We start from the raw sequence: 20455 nt of genomic DNA on the forward strand, positions 1-20455 counted from the left end.
AGCCTGGCGAGTATCGCCGATCAGCCGGTTTCGCACACCCTCAAATCGCGCGACAAGGCTCTAGCCCGATAGTTCCAACCTTAAATATTTTGTCATCCGAATGACATCACTTCGCCACTGCGCCGTCATAAACCATCGTGATAATGACGCCTGTTTTTAGAGCGCCTGGTTCTACCAAGCGGCTATTTTTCCGTCCGTCATCGGTCGGTTGTGCCCTGGATGGTTTGCCATCCCTCCTCACCTTCGGAGATTGATATGCGTCTTGCTTCCACTAAAACTGCGGCGATTCTGTGCGGCGGCCTGCTATTGGCCGTGAGCGTTCCGGCCAGCGCTGCAGTCGACGCTAAATTGCTCGACATGCTCAAGGCCAACGGCCAGATCACTGCCGCGCAGTACACCGAGTTGCAAACCGAACTGGCCAAGGATCAGAAAGAAAAGCAGATCGCCCAGCAGGCTCAGCAAGAGACCAATGAGCAGATCGCGGCCACCGCGAAGAAAACCGATGCGCTGAGCAGCTTCGACCAGAAATTGGCCTGGGCGGCCAAGACTCAGTTCAAGGGTGACGTACGCTTCCGTCAGGAAACCGTGAAAATCCAGGGCGAATCCAACAACGGCGGCCGCGACAAGGACCGTCAGCGCATCCGTGCCCGCCTGGGTGCCTACACCGAGATCAACTCGCAAGTCGACACAGGTATCCGCATCGCCACCGGCAGCAGCGATGACGCCCGTTCGACCAACCAGGATCAGGACAACTACTTCGACAAGAAGTCGATCTGGCTTGACCTCGGCTACATCGACTACCACCCGGACCAGATCAAGAACCTGCACGTGATTGGCGGCAAGATGCTGCAACCGTGGGTGAACATGGGTGATGTGATCTGGGATAGCGACATCAACCCGGAAGGCCTGGCCGTCACCTACAAATACCCATTGGGTAGCAGCGCCGAACTGTTCGGTAGCCTCGGTAACTACAACCTCAAGGACAACGTCGACGGCGACGGCGTGCAGTTCCGCCACGACCTGCGCCTGACCTCCGGCCAATTGGGGACGCGCTTCTCGGTCACTGACAACCTGAAAATGACCCTGGGCGGCAGCGTCTACGCCTACCAGAATGACAAGGACAGCCGCTGCACGACCACCACCACGCCTTGCGCACTGGCAGTCAACGGCAACTCCGCCGACAACCAATTCCGTCTGTATGAAGGTTTTGCCCAAGCCGACATCGGCGGCCTGGCAGTACCGCTGGCGTTCTACGGCCAATACGTGAAAAACAACGACGCCGTGACCGATCAGGACACCGCCTGGTTGCTCGGTGCCAAGTCCAAGGTGTTCGGTTTCAACCTGGACTACAACTACCGCGATATCCAACGTAACGCCGTGGTTGGCGCCTTCACCGACTCCGACTTCGCCAACGGCACCACCGGTTCGCGCGGCCACAAGTTGAAGGTCAGCTACGACATCGACAAGAACTTCGCCCTCGGTGCCACATACTTCCTGACCAAGGCCGACTACGCCAGCCGCACCCAGCGTGACGCCAACACCAATACCCTGCAGTTGGACGCAGAAGCCAAGTTCTAACCGTAAGTGTTCAAGCCTTGGGCCAGGACGGCCCGGGGTGGCTGCAACAGTCTTGCGTGGTTGGATCGATCCCCATCATCCGTTCGATTCCGCCACGCGAGCCTGCCTACTCCCCGCCTTTCTGATCCTTGCGCCGCTCGTCAGCCAACCGCTGGGCCAAGGCATCCACACCCTCCACCGGCTCCTCCGGCATTATCTTCAGCGTGGCCTGCATCAGGCGCATCTGGCGGATAAAGCGTCGGCAGTTCGGGCAAAACATCAAGTGATGACGCACCAGCAGGCGCTCTCGAAAGGTCAGTTGCCCATCGAGATAGTCACTGGAACGTGCCACTTGTTCTTTACAGGTCAACATTCACCCGTTTCCTCGAAATGCTCCACCGTGGCGAAGACTTTAAGCCGTGCCCGATGCAACAGCACACGCACATTGGAGAGCGAGAGGGTTAGAAGATTACAGATTTCTTCCAGCTCCAAGCCCTGGCGCTCGCGCAGCACCAGAACACTGCTTTGCAATTCCGACAGGCTCAGCAACGTATGCTCCAGGCAGTCGCGCAGTTCATCTTCGGTGAGCAAGGCTTCCGGGGTGTCCTGGTGCCAGGCATACGGCGCGACAGCCCAGTGACCATCGTCGGGGGTGAAGCGATCGTCACCGAGGGTGCCATGGGGTGAAGGCAGGTCATCGAGCAGCACTTCGCGGCGGTTCTGCTTGTAGCGGCCCTTGGCGGCATTGGCAGTGATGGTCAGCAGCCAGGTCTTGAGGCTGGAACGCCCTTCGAACTTGGCCAGGTTGCGCACCACCGACAGCCATGCGTCCTGGACAATTTCATCGGCGTGGCGCTGGCCGACAATCGCATAGGCCACGGCGCGCATGGCGCTCTGGTAGGTGGTGACCAATTCCTTGTAGGCCCGTTGCTCACCCTTGAGCAGGCGATCAAGCAGGTGCGCGTCGTCCGCTGCTGCCATTGTCTACCTCGATTTCACTTTGGAAATACGATCGTTGTGGGAGCTGGCTTGCCTGCGATGACGGTGGTGACTGACCCACCGCTATCGCAGGCAAGCCAGCTCCCACATTGACCGCACTCTGCCTGGATATCAGCGTTTACGCAGGATCACGCTGCCAATCGAATAGCCCGCACCGAACGAGCTGAGTACGGCCAGGGTGCCCTTGGGCAGATCGTCCTGGTACTTGTGGAACGCAATCACCGACCCCGCCGAGCTGGTGTTGGCGTAGGTATCGAGAATCACCGGAGCCTCTTCCACCGAAGCTTCGCGGCCCAGCAGTTTCTTCACGATCAGGTGGTTCATGCTCAGGTTGGCCTGGTGCAGCCAGAAACGCTTCACATCGGCCACGTCCAGCTGGTTTTCCGCCAGGTGCACGCCGATCAGCTCGGCCACCATCGGGCACACATCGCGGAAGACTTTGCGGCCTTCCTGCACGAACAGTTTGTCCGGCGCGCCGATGCCCTCTTCCGCTGCGCGGTTGAGGAAGCCGAAGTTGTTGCGAATGTTATTGGAGAACTTGGTCAGCAGCTTGGTGCTCACCACGTCGAACTGATGCTCGGAGGTCGCCAATTCAGCGCGCTCCAGGATCACCGCAGTGGCCGCATCGCCAAAGATGAAGTGGCTGTCGCGGTCACGGAAATTCAGGTGGCCGGTGCAGACTTCCGGGTTGACCATCAGGATCGCCCGCGCCTGGCCCAGCGCGATGCTGTTGGCAGCATTCTGGATGCCGAAGGTGGCCGAGGAACACGCCACGTTCATGTCAAAACCAAAACCCTGGATACCCAAGGCTTCCTGGACTTCGATGGCGATGGCCGGGTAGGCACGTTGCAGGTTGGAACAGGCGACGATCACGCCGTCGATGTCAGCAGCGGTCTTGCCAGCGCGTTGCAGGGCTTGTTCAGCGGCGCCGACCGCCATCTGGCAAAGCACCGACCATTCGTCGTTGCTGCGCTCCGGCAGGCGCGGGGCCATGCGCTGCGGGTCGAGAATGCCGTCCTTGTCCATCACGAAACGGCTCTTGATGCCCGAGGCTTTTTCGATAAAGGCTGCGCTGGATTCAGTCAGCGCCTCGACCTCACCGCGCTCGATGGCGGCGGCGTTGTCGGTATTGAACTGCTGGACGTAGGTATTGAAAGACTGCACCAGCTCTTCGTTGGAGATGCTGTTGGCCGGGGTATACAGGCCGGTGCCGCTGATGACGACGTTATGCACGGTCGTTCCTCTAAATCTGTCAGGCAGGGATATTGGCACCTTCGTACCAAACTGTAAGTAGTCCGATTCCGCCCGGCGGACATCAAACTGGCATCGCTTTATTCCATCGCGCCGTGGCTGAAGCAGCCAGCCTGAAACGACGATCCCGGCATTTATAGGCGCGAAGTTTGCCACAACCCTGGGAGTTTGGCGCTATATCCCGGATAAGTGCACTGTTCTCGCAAACACTGGGAGCAAAATGTGGGAGGGGGCTTGCCCCCGATTGGGGTGGGCCAGCCAGCCAATACTGTGACTGACACACTGCCATCGGGGGCAAACCCCCTCCCACATTGGAACTGCATTGATCACAAAATCGAGGTGATTCAGGCCTCTACCTGGCCCCATTGCTTGCTCAGGCGCTTATCGGAAATCGGCACCTTGGTGCCCAACTGCTGGGCAAACAACGACACGCGATATTCTTCCAGCCACCAGCGATACAGCTCCAGCTGAGGGTCGCGCTTGCCTTCCTGAGCATGCTTTTTCAGACGGTTTTCGTACTGCGTCCACAGGCCTGCCAGCTCACCACTCCACACCCGATCTTTTTGTACTTGGCTTGGCAGTTTTTCCAGACGCAATTCAATCGCCTTGAGGTAACGCGGCAACTCCTTGAACCACTGCGACGGGGTTTCCCGCACGAAACCTGGGTACACCAGGTTGCTCAGCTGTTGCTTGATATCGTTAAGCGCTACCGCTTGGGCCAGGTCGATCTTGCCCTTGAAGCGCTTTTGCAAACCGTGCCAGAGCTTGAGGATTTCCAGGGTCAAACGCGCCAAACGCTCGGCATGCTCGGTCCAACTGCCGCGCTTGCGCTCGGCCAAGGCGGCCAGACCGGCACCATCACGCGGCAGGTTGGCTTCACCTTCGAGCACGCAGGTGTCGAGGCTGGCCAGCAGGATGTCTTCCACCAGTGCGTCGATGCGCCCCAACTCGCGGTACATCAGCCCCAGCTCGGTCAGGCCCGGCAATTTGCCGCGCAGGAATTTTGCCGGTTCCGCCAGTTGCTGCATCAGCAGGCGTTGCAAGGCGCGGCGGTGCTGGAATTCAGCCTCGGCAGCAGTGGAAAAACGCCCTTCCTTGACCGTGCCGTTTTCTTCCACCAACGCCGGATACACCGTCATCGACAGGCCAGCAATCTTCTGTTGAGTCTTTTCAGCCACCGCCGCGAATACCTTGGCTTCCACCGGCTGCTGGCTTTTGGCGGTTTGCGGCACGGCCAAAGCTGCCTGGCTGGCTTCGGCAAACCGTGCGGTCAGCTCGGCCAGGTCGCGGCCTTCGCCGAGGAACTTGCCCTGGGCGTCGACCACTTCCAGGTTCATCTTCAAGTGGTTTTCCACCTGCTGCGCGGCTTCGGCCCAGGCTTCATCGCTGACCCGCGCACCGGTCATGCGCAGCAGTTCGCGGCCCAGGGCCTGGGGCAGCGAGCCCTGGCCAAATTCGATGCGTTGCAGGGCGGCCTTGACGAAATCCGGCACCGGCACGAAGTTTTTGCGCAGTGCCTTGGGCAAGTTGCGCACCAGGGCAATGCACTTGGCTTCGATCACGCCCGGCACCAGCCATTCCAGTCGCTCTGGCGGCAAGGCCGGCAACAGCGGTGCCGGCACGCGCAGGGTCACGCCATCGCGGGGATGGTTGGGTTCGAAGTGGTAACTCAAGGCCAGGGCCAGGTCGCCCAGGTGCAGGGTGTCCGGGTAATGCGCGGCGGTGACTTCACTGGCCTCGCGGGCCAGTACGTCTTCTTCGCGCATGATCAGCAGTTGTGGGTCTTTCTGGCTGTTGATCTTGTACCAGCTGTCGAACGTAGCCGTCTGGTGGATCTCCGCCGGCAGCCGCGCATCGTAGAAGGCGTACAGGGTTTCCTCATCGGCCAGAATGTCGCGGCGACGGGCCTTGGCCTCCAGTTCGTCGAGCTGTTCCAGCAACTGCTGGTTGGCCGTGAGGCACTTGGCCCGCGATTGAATCTCGCCACGCACCAGGCCCTCGCGGATAAACAGCTCGCGGGACACCACCGGGTCAATCGGCCCGTAGTGCACCGGACGGCGCCCGACCACGATCAGCCCGAACAACGTGATTTGCTCATAGGCCACCACTTGCCCGCGCTTTTTCTCCCAATGCGGTTCGAAGTGGTTTTTCTTGATCAGGTGCCCGGCCAGCGGCTCGATCCAGTCGGCATCGATCTTGGCGACCATGCGCGCATACAGCTTGGTGGTTTCCACCAGCTCGGCGGTCATCAGCCATTGCGGGCGCTTCTTGCCGATGCCCGACGACGGGTGAATCCAGAACCGCCGCTGACGCGCGCCGAGGTAGTCGCCGTCTTCGGTTTTCTGGCCGATCTGGCTCAGCAGGCCGGACAGCACCGCCTTGTGCAGTTTCGGGTAGTCCGCCGGGTCCTTGTTGATCGTCAACTGCATGTCGCGACAGATCAGGCTCAGTTGGCGATGGGAATCACGCCACTCGCGCAGGCGCAGGTAGTTGAGGAAATTCTTGCGGCACCAGTTGCGCAACGGGCTGGCGGTCAGTTCCTGACGCTGTTCTTCAAAGCCGCGCCACAGGTTGACCAACCCGGCGAAGTCCGAGTCCGGGTCTTTCCATTGCGCGTGGGCCTGGTCGGCGGCCTGCTGACGCTCCGGCGGACGCTCGCGGGGGTCTTGGATCGACATGGCGCTGGCCACGATCAGCACTTCCTGCAAGCTGCCAAGCTTGGCCGCTTCCAGCAGCATGCGGCCCATGCGCGGGTCCACCGGCAGGCGCGCCAGCTGACGGCCCAACGGTGTGAGCTGGCTGTTACGGTCCACCGCCGAGAGTTCTTGCAGCAGGTTGAAACCGTCGCTGATGGCCTTGCCATCCGGCGGTTCGATAAACGGGAAGTCGGTGATCTCGCCGAGGCGCAGGTGCAGCATCTGCAAGATCACGGCCGCGAGGTTGGTACGCAGGATCTCCGGGTCGGTGAATTCCGGACGGCCGATAAAATCCTCTTCGCTGTACAGGCGCACACAGATGCCCGGTTCCACACGGCCGCAACGGCCTTTACGCTGGTTGGCGCTGGCCTGGGAAATCGCCTCGATGGGCAAGCGCTGCACCTTGGCGCGGTAGCTGTAGCGGCTGATGCGGGCGGTGCCGCTGTCGATCACATAGCGAATGCCCGGCACCGTCAGCGAGGTTTCCGCGACGTTGGTCGCCAGCACTACGCGGCGGCCTGGGTGAGACTGGAAAATCCGCTGCTGCTCGGCCGGTGACAGGCGCGCATACAACGGCAGAATCTCGGTGTGCTTGAGTTGGGCTTTGCGCAGCATGTCGGCGGCGTCTCGAATCTCGCGCTCGCCGGGCAAGAACACCAGCACATCGCCGGGGCTGCGCCGCTCGCTGCGCTCGTAAGCAGCGATTTCATCGAGGGTGGCGAGGATCGCCTGGTCGACGGTGAGGTCGTCCTCGACGCGATTGCCCTCCTCGTCCTGCTCAAGCGTGAGCGGGCGATACCAGGTGTCCACCGGGAAGGTACGACCCGAGACTTCGACAATCGGCGCATCGTCAAAATGCTTGGAGAAACGCTCCAGGTCGATGGTCGCCGAGGTAATGATGACTTTCAGGTCCGGGCGACGCGGCAGCAGGGTTTTCAGGTAGCCCAGCAGGAAGTCGATGTTGAGGCTGCGTTCGTGGGCTTCGTCGACGATGATCGTGTCGTAGCGTTCCAGGTAGCGGTCGTTCTGGGTTTCCGCCAGCAGGATGCCGTCGGTCATCAGCTTGATCAGGGTGTTGGAATCGCTTTGGTCTTCAAACCGTACTTGATAACCGACCAACGCGCCCAAGGGTGTGGCCAGCTCTTCGGCGACCCGGCTGGCCACGCTGCGTGCAGCGATCCGGCGCGGCTGGGTGTGGCCGATCAGGCCGAACTGGCCGCGACCGATCTCCAGGCAGATCTTCGGCAACTGGGTGGTCTTACCCGACCCGGTCTCACCGGCAATGATCAACACCTGATGCTTGTTCAGCGCCGCTTTGATTTCATCGCGCTTGGCGGCAATCGGCAGACTGTCGTCGTAGCGGATCACCGGCAGGCTGGCGCGCCGCGCCGTGACCTGGGCGCAGGACGCCTGCATGCGCGCCACCCACTGCGCCAACTTGTCCTCATCGGGCTTCTTGCGCAGCTCCAGCAATTGCCGGCGCAAGCGGTGGCGGTCGGCGAGCATGGCGTGGTCGAGGGTTTTGAGCAGTTGGTCGATCGTGGGCGCTTGGTCGGTCATCGGGTACGCAAGGGTCGTCTATGTAGGCAGGGGGCGGATTGTCGCAGAAAACCGCCCACCCGCGCGCCCCTCATTCGTTATCGCGGTCCTTGCGCCGGTAGGGGAATACGTCGATGACCTTGCCTGCGCGAATCGCGTCCTGCAGGCCTTTCCAGTAGTCGGCGTTGTACAACTCGCCGTGCAACGCATCGAACAGCTTGCGCTGACTGGCATCGGCAAACAGGAACGGCGGAAACTCTTCGGGGAACACATCCAGTGGGCCAATGGAGTACCAGGGCTCGGAGGCCATTTCGTCCTCGGGGGTACGTGGCGCCGGGATATGACGGAAGTTGGCCTCGGTCAGAAAGCAGATTTCGTCGTAGTCGTAGAACACCACGCGACCGTGGCGGGTGACGCCGAAGTTTTTCAGCAGCATGTCGCCGGGGAAGATATTCGCCGCCGCCAACTGCTTGATGGCCAGGCCGTAGTCTTCCAGCGCTTCGCGCACCTGGGCGTCGTTGGCGTTGTCCAGGTAGAGGTTGAGCGGGGTCATGCGCCGTTCGGTCCAGCAGTGGCGGATCAGCACGGTGTCGCCTTCCACTTCGACGGTGCCGGCGGCCACTTCCAGCAGTTCGGCCAGGCACTCGGGCTCGAACTTGCTCAAGGGAAAACGGAAGTCGGCGAACTCCTGGGTATCGGCCATGCGCCCTACCCGATCGACACTTTTTACAAGGCGGTACTTCTCGATCACGGTGGCGCGGTTGACGTTTTTCGACGGCGAGAAGCGGTCCTTGATGATCTTGAACACCGTGTTGAAGCCCGGCAGCGTGAACACGCTCATGACCATGCCGCGCACGCCAGGGGCCATGATGAACTGATCATCCGTGGTGGCCAGGTGATTGATCAGCGCACGGTAGAACTCTGACTTGCCGTGCTTGTAGAAACCGATGGAGGTGTACAGCTCGGCGATGTGCTTGCCTGGAAGGATGCGCTTGAGAAAGCCGATAAATTCCGCCGGCACCGGCACATCGACCATGAAGTAGGAACGGGTGAAGGAGAAGATGATCGACACTTCGGCTTCGTCGGTGATCAACGCGTCGATCTGGATGCCCTGGCCTTCGCGGTGCAGCAGCGGAATCACCAGCGGCCATTGCTCGTCATGGGTGTAGAGACGGCCGACGAGGTACGCGCCTTTGTTGCGGTAAAGCACCGAGGAAAACAGCTCGACGGTGAGGTCCGGGTCCTTGCAGATCCAATCCGGCAGGTTCTCGCGCAGTTGGGTTTCGAGGCGAATCAAGTCGGCGTCGAGGTTGGCGTAGGGCTCGCTGAAACGGTAATCGGCAAAGATCTGCGCGAGCATCTGCGGGATCTTTCCTGCGGGCGTGTAGGTTCGGGTCTGCGCGGCACGTGCACGGCGCAGGCTGGGCCGGGTGGTGTGGATGAACATGCAGCCGTCGCTGATCAGGTCGTGGCTGAACAGGCCGCAGAAGATCGAGTTGTACCAGGTCTCGGACAGCTCATCGTCGAAGCGCAGGTCGATCAGGTCGATATAGGCGCTTTTTACCAGGGGCCACAGGTCGATATCCCGTAACGCCACGCCATCGAAACTGGCGCGCAGGCGCGCGGTGACTTCGCCGACCTTCTCTTCATACAGGTTGATCCGCGCCGCCGACGCCGCCTGACCCTGTTGCCACTGGGCCTTTTCGAAGCGCTCGCGGGCGCCATCGGTGATCTGGCGGAAGTGCTCACGGTAATCGTCAAAGCCATCGAGGATCATCCGGGCGATTGCGAGGGCGGGCTGCGACATGCGGGAAACCTCTACGGGTATCTGGAATGCCCTGAGCTTAGCCAGTGTGCAGAGGCAGGAGAAGGGTCATTTCTTGCGCCGTCTTGTACAACTTCGTTCATTTCGTACATTTATTTTCAATTTATTTATTTCGACCGACCAGTCAACAAAAGCACCCTGAAGTCACTCGCCGTTTTTTCTACGCGCCTACAACCGCGTGGCTTGCCCGTCTAATGAGGAGAAGGCCGACGTTAGCGCCGAAATCAATGAGCGCGTAGGGCTTTGGATCCAACTAAGGGAAACCCTTATTACAACAGTGATGGCACTTTGATATACAGCGCGCCCTTTCCCACCCTGACAAGGTCAGAAAAGACCGATCCGGGAACAGGTTTTAATCGCCTAAGGAGCATAAAGATGTCATTGAGGAATATAAGGATCGGTCTGCGCGCCAGCCTGAGTTTTGGCGTGTTGGCCGGCTTGCTGGTGATCGTGGGCATGTTTGGCTTGGGGCAGATGGCCAAGTTGCGGGAAAGTGCCCTGGTCATTGAAGAGACCTGGATGCCCAGCATCGAAAGCGCCCACGACAGTGCTGCCCTGGTGGCGAGCATTCGCCTGGAAGCGTTGCGCCTGGTGACCACTGATGAGTCGCGGGTGCGGGATAACAGCAACGACCTGATCAAGCGCCAACGCGGCGAACTGCAAACCTTGCTGGACAGCCACGAAACCCTGCTGAGCGATGATGCAGAACGCGAACTGCTCAAGCAGGTGAAAACCAATGTGGCCAGTTACCTTGCCATCGTCGGCCAGATGGTCGCGTTGGTGGACAAGGACCAACAGCAAGACGCCCTGGACCTGCTGGCCAACCGCTTGGCCCCACAAGGTGTGATCCTCACCCAGAGCCTGGAAAACCTGATTGTCTTCAACCAGAACGGTGCCCAAGCCGCCGCAGATGATGCCGCGCAGACCTATTCAAGCGCGCAGTGGGTCGTCGCCTTGATCATCATCACTGCACTGATTGCCACTTTGCTGCTGGCCTGGCTGCTGACCCGCAGTATCACCGCACCGCTTGGCCAGGCGTTGAGCGTGGCGCGCACCATCGCCAACGGCGACTTGAGCCAGTCGATTGCCGTCAGCGGCACAGACGAACCGGCCCAGTTGCTCACCGCCCTGGCCACCATGCAGACGCAATTGCAATCCACCCTCCGCGGTATCAGCGAGTCGGCGCAACAGTTGGCATCCGCCGCCGAAGAGATGAGTTCGGTGATGGAACAAAGCACCCGTGGCCTTCAGGCGCAGAACGATGAAATCGAACAGGCCGCCACCGCCGTCACCGAGATGAGTGCGGCCGTGGACGAAGTGGCGGGCAATGCAGTGTCGAGCGCCGAAGCCTCCAAGGCGTCTGACGAGGACAGCAAGCACGGCCACTACCAGATCAGCGAAACCATCAGCTCGATCCAGAATCTGGTGGACGAAGTGCTCGGCGCCTCGAACAAAGCCGAACACCTGTCCGTCCAGGCCCAGGACATCAGCAAGGTGCTGGAAGTGATCCGTGGCATTGCCGGGCAAACCAACTTGCTGGCCCTCAACGCGGCGATCGAAGCGGCGCGCGCAGGTGAAGCCGGGCGTGGCTTTGCCGTGGTGGCCGACGAGGTGCGCTCCCTGGCGCAACGTACCCAGGATTCCACCGAAGAAATCGAACAGATGATCACCGGTATCCAGCAAGGCACCCAAGGCACCGTCGACGCCTTGAACAGCAGCGCCGAACACGCCGGCCAGACGTTGCAGCGGGCCAACAGCGCCGGCCAGACGTTGCAGCGGGCCAACAGCGCCGGCAGCGCCCTGGAAAAAATCACCGCCGCCATTTCGCAGATCAGCCAGCGCAACCTGGTGATCGCCAGCGCCGCCGAGCAACAGGCACTGGTGGCGCGGGAAGTGGACCGCAGCCTGGTGAACATTCGCGACCTGTCGACCCAGACCGCCGCCGGTGCCACCCAGACCTCGGCGGCGAGCCAGGAGCTGTCACGCCTGGCGGTGGACTTGAATGGGTTGGTGACGCGGTTTGTCCTGTAATCCATCAGAGCGGCGTGCAACACTCGCGGCCTGATTGAGGTAGGAGCCTTCCGTGAGACCCGTCGACACCCTTTACCTGTTGGGATTGGCCGCCATCTGGGGCGCAAGTTTCCTGTTCATGCGCATCATCGCACCGGAAATCGGCACGGTGCCGACCGCGTTTTTCCGCGTGTCGATTGCCGCTGCGGGGCTGCTGGTGATCCTGGCGTTGATGCGGGTGAAGTGGGATTTCCAGGGCAAGTTCAAGACGGTATTGCTGTTGGGGGTGATCAACTCCGGGATCCCGGCGACTATGTACTCGGTGGCGGCCCAGGTATTGCCAGCGGGTTACTCGGCGATCTTCAACGCCACCACACCGTTGATGGGCGTGCTGATTGGCGGGCTGTTTTTCAGCGAGCGGCTCACGCCGTCAAAGGTTGCCGGGGTGTTCCTGGGCTTGCTGGGTGTCGGCGTGTTGACCCGTGCCGGGCCGGTGGCGTTTGACCTGGAATTGTTGATGGGCGCGCTGGCCTGCCTGTTGGCCACCACGTGCTATGGCTTTGCCGGTTTCCTCGCCAGGCGCTGGCTGGATCAACAGGGTGGGCTGGACAGCCGTCTCTCGGCACTGGGCAGCATGCTCGGCGCCACCCTGTTTTTGCTGCCGTTATTTGCCTGGAGCGCCATCAGCCACCCGCCGGCCAGTTGGGGTGGGTGGCCGGTGTGGATGTCGTTGCTGGGGTTGGGGCTGGTGTGCACGGCGTTTGCCTATGTGCTGTATTTCCGTTTGCTCTCGGCCATCGGGCCGGTGCGTTCGATGACCACCACCTTCCTGATCCCGCCGTTCGGCGTGTTATGGGGCGCGTTGCTGTTGGATGAGCCGCTGTCGATGGCCCATCTGTATGGCGGGGTGTTGATTGCGGGGGCGTTGTGGTTGGTGTTGCGGCCTAGAAGGCTGGCGAAGGTTTTGTAATAAGCAGGACTTGTTGTGGAGGAGGTTTCATCTGAGCAACGTGGGACTGGTCGCTATAATGCCGCCGAGTTTTTTCCAAGGATTCCCCATGATCGCTTTGCCCTGGCTGTACCTGGCGCTTCTTTCCATTGGTTATGTAATGGCCTTGACCTACGGGCAACTGGGCGCACTGGCGGCGGTGTCCGTCGCGCTGCTGCTGATCGCCGGTTACGCCGTGCGCCAGCAGCGCACGCCTTGGGCGCGTTACCTGGGTCACGGGCTGTTTATCGTGCTGGCGCTGAGCCTGGCGATGCATTGGCTGCCGGGTTTCTACAATGGGCGTGGCATTGCTTCGCAGCATTTCACCCCTGACGCCGTGCCCTTTTCGATGTACCTCAACCAGGACAAGCCGCTGATTGGCTTCTGGCTGCTGCTGGCCTGCCCGTGGATCGTGGCGCGCCGCTCGCTGCGGTTGACGATTTGCGTCACGGCGCTGGCGCTGACCCTCACCGCCATTGCCGCCCTGGGCGGTGCGACCTTGCTGGGGGTGATCAGTTGGGCACCGAAGTGGCCCGAGCAAGCCTGGTTGTGGGTGCTCAATAACCTGCTGCTGGTGACGCTGGTGGAGGAAGCGCTGTTTCGTGGCTATGTGCAAGGCGGCTTGAGCCAGCGCTTCAAGCATTTGCCCTACGGCGACAACCTCGCGCTGCTACTGGCCTCGCTGCTGTTCGGCCTGGTGCACATCGGCGCGGGTTGGCATTGGGTGCTGCTGGCAAGCATCGCCGGCGTCGGCTACGGCTTGGCCTATCGCTTCGGCGGCCTCGGTGCAGCTGTGGCCACGCACTTTGGCTTGAACCTGCTGCATTTCGGTTTGTTTACCTACCCAATGCTGGCCGGTTGATTGTTGCAAAAATAAGTTAAATAAACGTCTGTTCCTGCCGATACCTATCGAAAGCCTTGCGGATTGAACAATCATGCGTAATAACCAGCCCGTTACCCAGCGCGAACGTACCTTCCCCGCTCAGCAACGGTTGATTTCCACCACAGATGCCAAGGGTGTGATCACTTACTGCAACGACGCGTTTGTCGAGATCAGTGGGTTCACCCGCGAAGAGTTGCTGCGCGCGCCGCACAACCTGGTGCGTCACCCGGACGTGCCGCCGGCCGTGTTCGCGCATATGTGGTCCACGCTCAAACAAGGCTTGCCATGGATGGGCATCGTCAAGAACCGCTGCAAGACCGGTGATCACTACTGGGTTAACGCCTATGTCACGCCGGTCTTCGAAGGCAACCAGGTGGTCGGCTACGAGTCGGTGCGCATCAAGCCCACCGCCGAGCAGATCCGCCGCGCCGAAGCGCTCTACCAACGCATCAACCAGGGCAAGTCGGCGGTTCCCCAGCGCGACAAGTGGCTGCCGGTGTTGCAGGACTGGGTGCCGTTTATCCTGGTCAGCCAACTGAGCTTCATGATTGGCGCCACGCTCACGTCCCAGTGGGGCTTTGCCCTGGCCGCGGCGTTGTCGGTGCCGTTGGGTCTGCTGGGCCTGAGCTGGCAACAGCGTGGCCTCAAGCGCTTGCTGCGCCTGGCCGAGCAGACCACCTCCGACCCGCTGATCGCGCAGATGTACACCGACAGCCGGGGCGCACAGGCGCGGTTGGAGATGTCGATCCTCAGCCAGGAAGCGCGTCTGAAGACATGTCTTACGCGCTTGGAGGACACCGCCGAGCATCTGAACGACCAGGCCGCACAGTCCAACACCCTGGCGCACAACAGCTCCAGCGGCCTGGAACGCCAGCGCGTGGAAACCGAGCAAGTGGCCACCGCGGTCAACCAGATGGCGGCGACCACCCAGGAAGTCGCCAGCCACGTACAGCGCACCGCGGATGCCACCCAGGAAGCCAATCGCCTGACCGGTCGCGGTCGTGACATTGCCGGGGAAACCCGCGAGGCGATCCAGCGCCTGTCGGTAGCCGTGGGTGAGACCGGTGTGACCGTCACTCAGTTAGCCAAGGACAGCGACGAGATCGGCGGCGTGGTCGATGTGATCAAAGGCATTGCCGACCAGACCAACCTGCTGGCCCTCAACGCCGCCATCGAAGCGGCCCGCGCCGGTGAGATGGGCCGTGGCTTTGCGGTGGTGGCCGATGAAGTGCGCCAACTGGCACAGCGCACCGCCGAGTCGACCGGGCAGATCCACACCCTGATCGCCAAGCTGCAACAGACCGCCAGCGCCGCCGTGCAAACCATGGACGCCGGGCATCGCCAGGCCGAAGAAGGCGTGGCTCGGGTGATGGAGGCGGATCAGGCGTTGGTGGGGATCAGTGAAGCGGTGGCACATATCACCGACATGACCACGCAGATTGCTGCGGCGACCGAAGAGCAAAGCTCAGTGGCCGAGGAGATCAGCCGCAATATCAGCACGATTGCATTGTTGGCGGACCAGACGTCGGAGCAGGCGTTGAATTCGGCGCAGTTGAGTGAGGAGCTGACGCATACCGCGAATACCCAGTATTCGCTGGTGGAGCGGTTTAACCGGTAAACCGCTATCGGGGGCAAGCCCCCTCCCACACTTGAATGTATTCACAGATTTTGTTGTGTGAATGCATTCAAATGTGGGAGTTGGCTTGCCTGCGATGAGGTTCGAGCAGCCACTGCGTCATAAGAGGTCTGCCAAGCAGTGCGGATCCGTCTAAAAACCTGTGAGATCTGACAGTTCCCCCACTGAACTGGGCGCCATTACGCTTATGCCTCAACCTTTGAGCGAGCGCTCCTCATGACACTCTCACTTCCCAAACCGTATCAACGCAAACCCGGTCACCGGGATACACCGCTCGAGTTCCGCTGGAAAGAAGGCGCTCAAACCTTTAAATCCGATGACGGCGCTATGATTTGGTCTGATAGCCCATGGGGCGAGGGGTGGGTGCTTCACGGCGTTGCTGGCGAGCGCTACTTGACGGTGTATATTTTTTCCAACGATGAACAGCGGCCCATCATAGGAGAAACCTTTGAGACCGGGGATGACAAATCCGTGTTCAGCTACTTCGATCCCAATCTTGGTGATCACGAGGGCAATTACTCAATCACGCTGACGCTTATACCAAAGACTCTGAGCTGCACCGCCACCTTCAGCCACATAATCCCCACCATCGTTGAAATGACCGACGGCACCATCAATGTCATTTGATAGTGTGGGCACGGACCTTTCTGGCAAATAGATCCGTGCTCAGGCTTACAGTGTCGCTTTCGCCTTCAAAAAATCAGCAACGTGGACCGCCGCAGCTGCCAAATGCTGCTCATGACTAAACCCCGACGCCTTCAACGGCTTCAAATCATGATCCCCCGCCACCAGCCACATCACCTCGATGCTCGGCGACAAATCATACGCCTCCACCGCCGCCCGATTCCCCAGCGCATCGCGCTCGCCCTGCACAATCAACGTCGGCGTTTTCAATCCCGCCAAATGCTCGACCCGTGGTTTTTCCGGCTTGCCCACCGCATAGAACGGATACCCCAGGCACACCAGCCCATCCGCGCCTAACTCATCAGCCAACAAACTGGCCATACGCCCGCCCATGGACTTGCCGCCAATCGCCAGTTTCCCAGCGACATGACGTCGCACCTCGGCATGCACATCGCGCCAGGCTTCCAATAGTTTTGGCGCCGGATTCGGCGGGCGTTTGCCCCCGTCGACACGACGTTGGGCCATGTAGGGAAACTCGAAGCGCAGCACGTTGACGCCACGCCCGGCAAGGCGTGCAGCCATGTCGTTCATAAAGGCTGAATCCATCGGCGCACCGGCGCCGTGGGCCAGGATCAATGTCACAGGCGTAGGCCCTTCAGTGTTCGACGCGACATCCCACAACCACCCGCGTTCCCGCACACACTGCGCCCATTGATCCCCGTCAATACTGGCCTTGTGCTCTTTGCCCATGCTTGCCTCGCTATTTAGTCTGCCTATAACTCCAGCCCAAGTGCCGCATTTGCTTGGGTTGAACCGTGGATGGGGAACCATGAACACTACTTTAAGTACCGCCTATAACTACAAGGTGGTCCGCCAATTCGCCATTATGACGGTGGTGTGGGGCATCGTCGGCATGGGGCTCGGGGTTTTTCTCGCTGCCCAATTGGTCTGGCCTGCGCTCAACTTCGATTTACCCTGGACCAGCTTCGGCCGCCTGCGCCCGTTGCACACCAACGCGGTGATCTTCGCGTTCGGTGGCTGCGCGCTGTTTGCCAGCTCCTTCTACTCGGTGCAACGCACCTGCCAAACCCAGCTGTTCGCGCCGAAAATCGCCGCGTTCTGCTTCTGGGGCTGGCAGTTGGTCATCCTGTTGGCCGCGATCTCCTTGCCGCTGGGCTACACCAGCTCCAAGGAATACGCCGAGCTGGAATGGCCGATCGACATCCTCATCACCATCGTCTGGGTGGCCTACGCCATCGTGTTCTTCGGCACGGTGATGAAGCGCAACACCAAGCACATCTACGTCGGTAACTGGTTCTTCGGGGCGTTCATCATCACCGTGGCAATCCTGCATATCGTCAACAACCTGGAAATCCCGGTCAGCCTGACCAAGTCCTACTCCCTCTACGGTGGTGCGACGGATGCCATGGTGCAGTGGTGGTATGGGCACAACGCGGTAGGCTTTTTCCTCACCGCAGGCTTTTTGGGGATGATGTACTACTTCGTGCCGAAACAGGCTGAGCGTCCGGTGTATTCCTATCGCTTGTCCATCGTGCACTTCTGGGCACTGATCACCCTGTACATCTGGGCGGGCCCGCACCACTTGCACTACACCGCGCTGCCGGACTGGGCGCAGTCGCTGGGCATGGTGATGTCGCTGGTGCTGCTGGCGCCAAGTTGGGGCGGCATGATCAACGGCATGATGACCCTCTCGGGCGCCTGGCATAAGTTGCGCAGCGACCCGATCCTGCGCTTCCTCGTGGTTTCCCTGGCGTTCTACGGCATGTCGACGTTCGAAGGCCCGATGATGGCGATCAAGACCGTCAACGCCCTCTCCCACTACACCGACTGGACCATCGGCCACGTACACGCCGGCGCCCTGGGTTGGGTGGCGATGATCTCCATCGGCGCGCTGTACCACATGATCCCGAAAATCTTCGGTCGCGAGCAGATGTACAGCCTCGGCCTGATCAACGCGCACTTCTGGCTGGCCACCATCGGCACCGTGCTCTACATCGCTTCGATGTGGGTCAACGGCATCGCCCAGGGCCTGATGTGGCGTGCGGTCAACGAAGACGGCACCTTGACCTACTCCTTCGTCGAAACCCTGGTGGCCAGCCACCCTGGCTTCATCGTGCGGTTGGTGGGCGGTGCGGTGTTCCTCAGCGGCATGTTCCTGATGGCGTACAACACCTGGCGCACCGTGCGTTCCGCGCAGCCTGTCGAAGCCACCACCACTGCGCAGTTGGCCTGAGGAGTCTGTGATGAAACACGAAACGATTGAAAAAAACGTCGGCCTGCTGATGCTGCTGATGGTGCTGGCCGTGAGTATCGGCGGCCTGACCCAGATCGTCCCGCTGTTCTTCCAGGACGTGACCAACAAGCCGGTCGAAGGCATGAAGCCCTACACCGCGCTGCAACTGGAAGGCCGCGACATCTACATCCGCGAAGGCTGTGTGCAGTGCCACTCGCAGATGATCCGCCCGTTCCGCGCCGAGACCGAACGCTACGGCCACTACTCGGTGGCGGGCGAAAGCGTGTGGGACCACCCGTTCCTGTGGGGCTCCAAGCGCACCGGCCCGGACCTGGCCCGCGTCGGCGCGCGCTACTCTGACGACTGGCACCGCGCGCACCTGTACAACCCGCGCAACGTGGTGCCCGAGTCGAAAATGCCGGCCTACCCGTGGTTGGTCACGGCCCAGGTCGACAGCAGCCACACCGAGAAAAAGTTGCAAGTGATGCGCACCCTCGGCGTGCCGTACACCGACGACGACATCAGTGGTGCCGTGGCCAGCCTCAAGGGCAAGACCGAAATGGACGCGCTGGTTGCGTACCTGCAAGTGCTCGGCACTGCCATCAAGAGCAAGAGGTGAGCCATGGGATTTGAATTCGATGCAGGCACCATCCGCGGCCTCGGCACACTGGTGGTGGCCATCGCCTTTATCGGCCTGTCGCTGTGGGTGTTCAACAACCGACGCAATTCGGAGTTCGAGCAGGCGCGCCTGCTGCCTTTCGCCGATGAACCTTCCCCATCCGACGCTCAAGAAGAGCCTGCAACAAGGAGCAATCGGCCATGACCCTATTCTGGAGTACATGGATCTGCGTACTGACCCTCGGCAGCCTGATCGGCCTGACCTGGCTGTTGATCGGCACCCGCAAGGGCGAGACCAAGGGCAGCGTGGACCAGACCATGGGCCACGCCTTCGACGGGATCGAGGAATACGACAACCCGCTGCCCCAGTGGTGGTTCATGCTGTTCGCCGGCACCTTGGTGTTTGCCGTCGGCTACCTGATCCTCTATCCGGGCCTGGGCAACTGGAAAGGCGTGTTGCCGGGTTATGAAGACGGCTGGACCTCGGCCAAGGAGTGGGACAAGGAGATGACCCGTGCCGACACCAAGTTCGGGCCGATCTTCGCCAAATTCGCGGCGATGCCAGTGGAAGAAGTCGCCAAAGACCCGCAAGCGCTGAAAATGGGAGGACGCCTGTTCGCCTCCAACTGCGCGGTGTGCCATGGCTCGGATGCCAAGGGCGCATATGGCTTCCCGAACCTGGCGGATAACATCTGGCGCTGGGGCGGTTCGGCCGAGGCGATCAAGACCACCATCTTGAACGGTCGCCACGCGGCAATGCCGGCCTGGGGTGAAATACTCGGCGAAGACGGAGTTAAAAACGTCGCCGCCTATGTGCGTCACGACCTGGCCAAGTTGCCACTGCCCGCAGACAGCACCGCCGACCTGGCGGCCGGCCAAGCTGCGTTCAACACCACCTGCGTCGCCTGCCACGGCCCGCAAGGCCACGGCATGGAAGCCATGGGCGCGCCAAACCTGACCGAACCCGCCGGATTTATCTACGGCACCAGCCTGGCGCAGTTGCAGCAGACCATTCGCCATGGCCGCCAAGGCCAGATGCCGGCGCAGGATGTGATGCAGGGGAACGACAAGGTGCACTTGTTGGCGGCGTATGTTTACAGCCTGTCCCATAACGCTGATGGCGCAACGCCAGAAAGCCAGCCCGAGTAACCTTCGACCGCCGCCCCAATTGAGGGGCGGCCGCTGTACTGTGGCGAGGGAGCTTGCTCCCGCTGGGCTGCGAAGCGGCCCCAAAATCCTGGGAGCGCTTCGCACTCCAACGGGAGCAAGCTCCCTCGCCACATGTACATTGTTCACTCTCGACTAAGTCGTGTCCTCTATGCGACCAAGCGTCGCACCCTTCCAAAGCACAACTTTCCCCTCCTGACATTCGGGTCTACGCTTGCCCCACAGCGGACCGTTTTTAGCGTACGCAACAGCATTCGTTGCGACCCTAAAAAATTCTTGTCCACTCGATCAGCTTTTGATTTAGGATTTTGTCCTTACGCCAAACAGGGAAAGGGCGCAGAATCTGGCGTGGAACGCCTTGACGCAGGTCAGCGTTGCGTTGCATTGGCCTCTCGCTTTCTCCATACT

The 20455-nt window shown here is 60.8% G+C and carries 16 protein-coding genes; 10 read left to right on the forward strand and 6 right to left on the reverse strand.

All coding sequences use genetic code 11. The annotated features are described in order from the left end of the window. Positions 1-255: 255 nt before the first annotated feature. The gene (locus DYL61_RS08530; RefSeq protein ID WP_105694773.1) at positions 256-1578 is read left to right on the forward strand and encodes a putative porin; all 1323 of its coding nucleotides are present in this window, start codon (positions 256-258) and stop codon (positions 1576-1578) included. Positions 1579-1684: 106 nt separating this feature from the next. Here the strand turns inward: DYL61_RS08530 and DYL61_RS08535 are convergent, their stop codons facing one another. From DYL61_RS08535 to aceK, 5 genes are all read right to left on the reverse strand, one after another. Further along, a complete protein-coding gene (locus DYL61_RS08535; RefSeq protein ID WP_135307965.1) occupies positions 1685-1930 on the reverse strand; it encodes an anti-sigma factor family protein in 246 nt (81 codons plus the stop codon). After that, positions 1924-2538, reverse strand: a complete 615-nt coding sequence (locus tag DYL61_RS08540) for an RNA polymerase sigma factor (protein ID WP_135307966.1) — start codon at positions 2536-2538, stop codon at positions 1924-1926. The genes DYL61_RS08535 and DYL61_RS08540 overlap by 7 nt, the downstream gene beginning before the upstream one ends. Before the next feature lie 129 nt (positions 2539-2667). Next, a complete protein-coding gene (locus DYL61_RS08545; protein ID WP_135307967.1) occupies positions 2668-3789 on the reverse strand; it encodes a beta-ketoacyl-ACP synthase III in 1122 nt (373 codons plus the stop codon). 362 nt (positions 3790-4151) lie between these two features. Then, positions 4152-8063: an ATP-dependent RNA helicase HrpA gene (hrpA, locus tag DYL61_RS08550; RefSeq protein ID WP_135307968.1), complete on the reverse strand. Its 3912-nt coding sequence runs from the start codon at positions 8061-8063 to the stop codon at positions 4152-4154. Positions 8064-8133: 70 nt separating this feature from the next. Beyond that, positions 8134-9849: a bifunctional isocitrate dehydrogenase kinase/phosphatase gene (gene aceK, locus DYL61_RS08555; protein ID WP_135307969.1), complete on the reverse strand. Its 1716-nt coding sequence runs from the start codon at positions 9847-9849 to the stop codon at positions 8134-8136. 393 nt (positions 9850-10242) lie between these two features. Here aceK and DYL61_RS08560 point away from each other — a divergent pair, with 393 nt between their 5' ends. The 5 genes from DYL61_RS08560 (at position 10243) to DYL61_RS08580 (ending at position 16011) form a co-directional block, all read left to right on the forward strand. Next, positions 10243-11898, forward strand: a complete 1656-nt coding sequence (locus DYL61_RS08560; protein WP_135307970.1) for a methyl-accepting chemotaxis protein — start codon at positions 10243-10245, stop codon at positions 11896-11898. Positions 11899-11950: 52 nt separating this feature from the next. Then, positions 11951-12847 (forward strand): DMT family transporter, encoded by an 897-nt coding sequence (locus DYL61_RS08565; RefSeq protein WP_135307971.1) that lies wholly within the window; start codon positions 11951-11953, stop codon positions 12845-12847. Positions 12848-12935: 88 nt separating this feature from the next. Beyond that, the gene (locus DYL61_RS08570; RefSeq protein WP_135307972.1) at positions 12936-13727 is read left to right on the forward strand and encodes a CPBP family intramembrane glutamic endopeptidase; all 792 of its coding nucleotides are present in this window, start codon (positions 12936-12938) and stop codon (positions 13725-13727) included. 73 nt (positions 13728-13800) lie between these two features. Then, positions 13801-15366, forward strand: a complete 1566-nt coding sequence (locus tag DYL61_RS08575; RefSeq protein ID WP_135307973.1) for a methyl-accepting chemotaxis protein — start codon at positions 13801-13803, stop codon at positions 15364-15366. A gap of 234 nt (positions 15367-15600) precedes the next feature. After that, the gene (locus tag DYL61_RS08580; RefSeq protein WP_135307974.1) at positions 15601-16011 is read left to right on the forward strand and encodes a hypothetical protein; all 411 of its coding nucleotides are present in this window, start codon (positions 15601-15603) and stop codon (positions 16009-16011) included. Between the two features lie 45 nt (positions 16012-16056). Here DYL61_RS08580 and DYL61_RS08585 read toward each other — a convergent pair whose 3' ends face one another. Further along, positions 16057-16758: an alpha/beta family hydrolase gene (locus DYL61_RS08585; RefSeq protein WP_135307975.1), complete on the reverse strand. Its 702-nt coding sequence runs from the start codon at positions 16756-16758 to the stop codon at positions 16057-16059. A 79-nt stretch (positions 16759-16837) separates the two neighbouring features. Between DYL61_RS08585 and ccoN the strand changes: the two genes are divergently transcribed. The 4 genes from ccoN to ccoP are packed head-to-tail and all read left to right on the forward strand — an operon-like array spanning position 16838 to position 20029. Then, the gene (gene ccoN / locus DYL61_RS08590) at positions 16838-18262 is read left to right on the forward strand and encodes a cytochrome-c oxidase, cbb3-type subunit I (protein WP_105694763.1); all 1425 of its coding nucleotides are present in this window, start codon (positions 16838-16840) and stop codon (positions 18260-18262) included. A 10-nt stretch (positions 18263-18272) separates the two neighbouring features. Further along, positions 18273-18881 (forward strand): cytochrome-c oxidase, cbb3-type subunit II, encoded by a 609-nt coding sequence (ccoO, locus tag DYL61_RS08595; RefSeq protein WP_105694762.1) that lies wholly within the window; start codon positions 18273-18275, stop codon positions 18879-18881. Between the two features lie 3 nt (positions 18882-18884). Next, entirely contained in the window at positions 18885-19085 is a 201-nt protein-coding gene (locus tag DYL61_RS08600) for a cbb3-type cytochrome oxidase subunit 3 (protein WP_135307976.1), read from the forward strand. Further along, entirely contained in the window at positions 19082-20029 is a 948-nt protein-coding gene (gene ccoP / locus DYL61_RS08605; RefSeq protein ID WP_135307977.1) for a cytochrome-c oxidase, cbb3-type subunit III, read from the forward strand. Before DYL61_RS08600 ends, ccoP begins: the two co-directional genes overlap by 4 nt. Positions 20030-20455: the final 426 nt, after the last annotated feature.

Source organism: Pseudomonas nabeulensis (assembly GCF_004682045.1).
GTDB lineage: Bacteria > Pseudomonadota > Gammaproteobacteria > Pseudomonadales > Pseudomonadaceae > Aquipseudomonas > Aquipseudomonas nabeulensis.

Coding starts and splice junctions, on each gene's coding strand:
- DYL61_RS08530 (WP_105694773.1), top strand. CDS start 256: ATGCGTCTTGCTTCCACTAAAACTGCGGCGATTCTGTGCGGCGGCCTG.
- DYL61_RS08535 (WP_135307965.1), bottom strand. CDS start 1,930: ATGTTGACCTGTAAAGAACAAGTGGCACGTTCCAGTGACTATCTCGAT.
- DYL61_RS08540 (WP_135307966.1), bottom strand. CDS start 2,538: ATGGCAGCAGCGGACGACGCGCACCTGCTTGATCGCCTGCTCAAGGGT.
- hrpA (WP_135307968.1), bottom strand. CDS start 8,063: ATGACCGACCAAGCGCCCACGATCGACCAACTGCTCAAAACCCTCGAC.
- aceK (WP_135307969.1), bottom strand. CDS start 9,849: ATGTCGCAGCCCGCCCTCGCAATCGCCCGGATGATCCTCGATGGCTTT.
- DYL61_RS08560 (WP_135307970.1), top strand. CDS start 10,243: ATGTCATTGAGGAATATAAGGATCGGTCTGCGCGCCAGCCTGAGTTTT.
- DYL61_RS08570 (WP_135307972.1), top strand. CDS start 12,936: ATGATCGCTTTGCCCTGGCTGTACCTGGCGCTTCTTTCCATTGGTTAT.
- DYL61_RS08575 (WP_135307973.1), top strand. CDS start 13,801: ATGCGTAATAACCAGCCCGTTACCCAGCGCGAACGTACCTTCCCCGCT.
- DYL61_RS08580 (WP_135307974.1), top strand. CDS start 15,601: ATGACACTCTCACTTCCCAAACCGTATCAACGCAAACCCGGTCACCGG.
- DYL61_RS08585 (WP_135307975.1), bottom strand. CDS start 16,758: ATGGGCAAAGAGCACAAGGCCAGTATTGACGGGGATCAATGGGCGCAG.
- ccoN (WP_105694763.1), top strand. CDS start 16,838: ATGAACACTACTTTAAGTACCGCCTATAACTACAAGGTGGTCCGCCAA.
- ccoO (WP_105694762.1), top strand. CDS start 18,273: ATGAAACACGAAACGATTGAAAAAAACGTCGGCCTGCTGATGCTGCTG.
- DYL61_RS08600 (WP_135307976.1), top strand. CDS start 18,885: ATGGGATTTGAATTCGATGCAGGCACCATCCGCGGCCTCGGCACACTG.
- ccoP (WP_135307977.1), top strand. CDS start 19,082: ATGACCCTATTCTGGAGTACATGGATCTGCGTACTGACCCTCGGCAGC.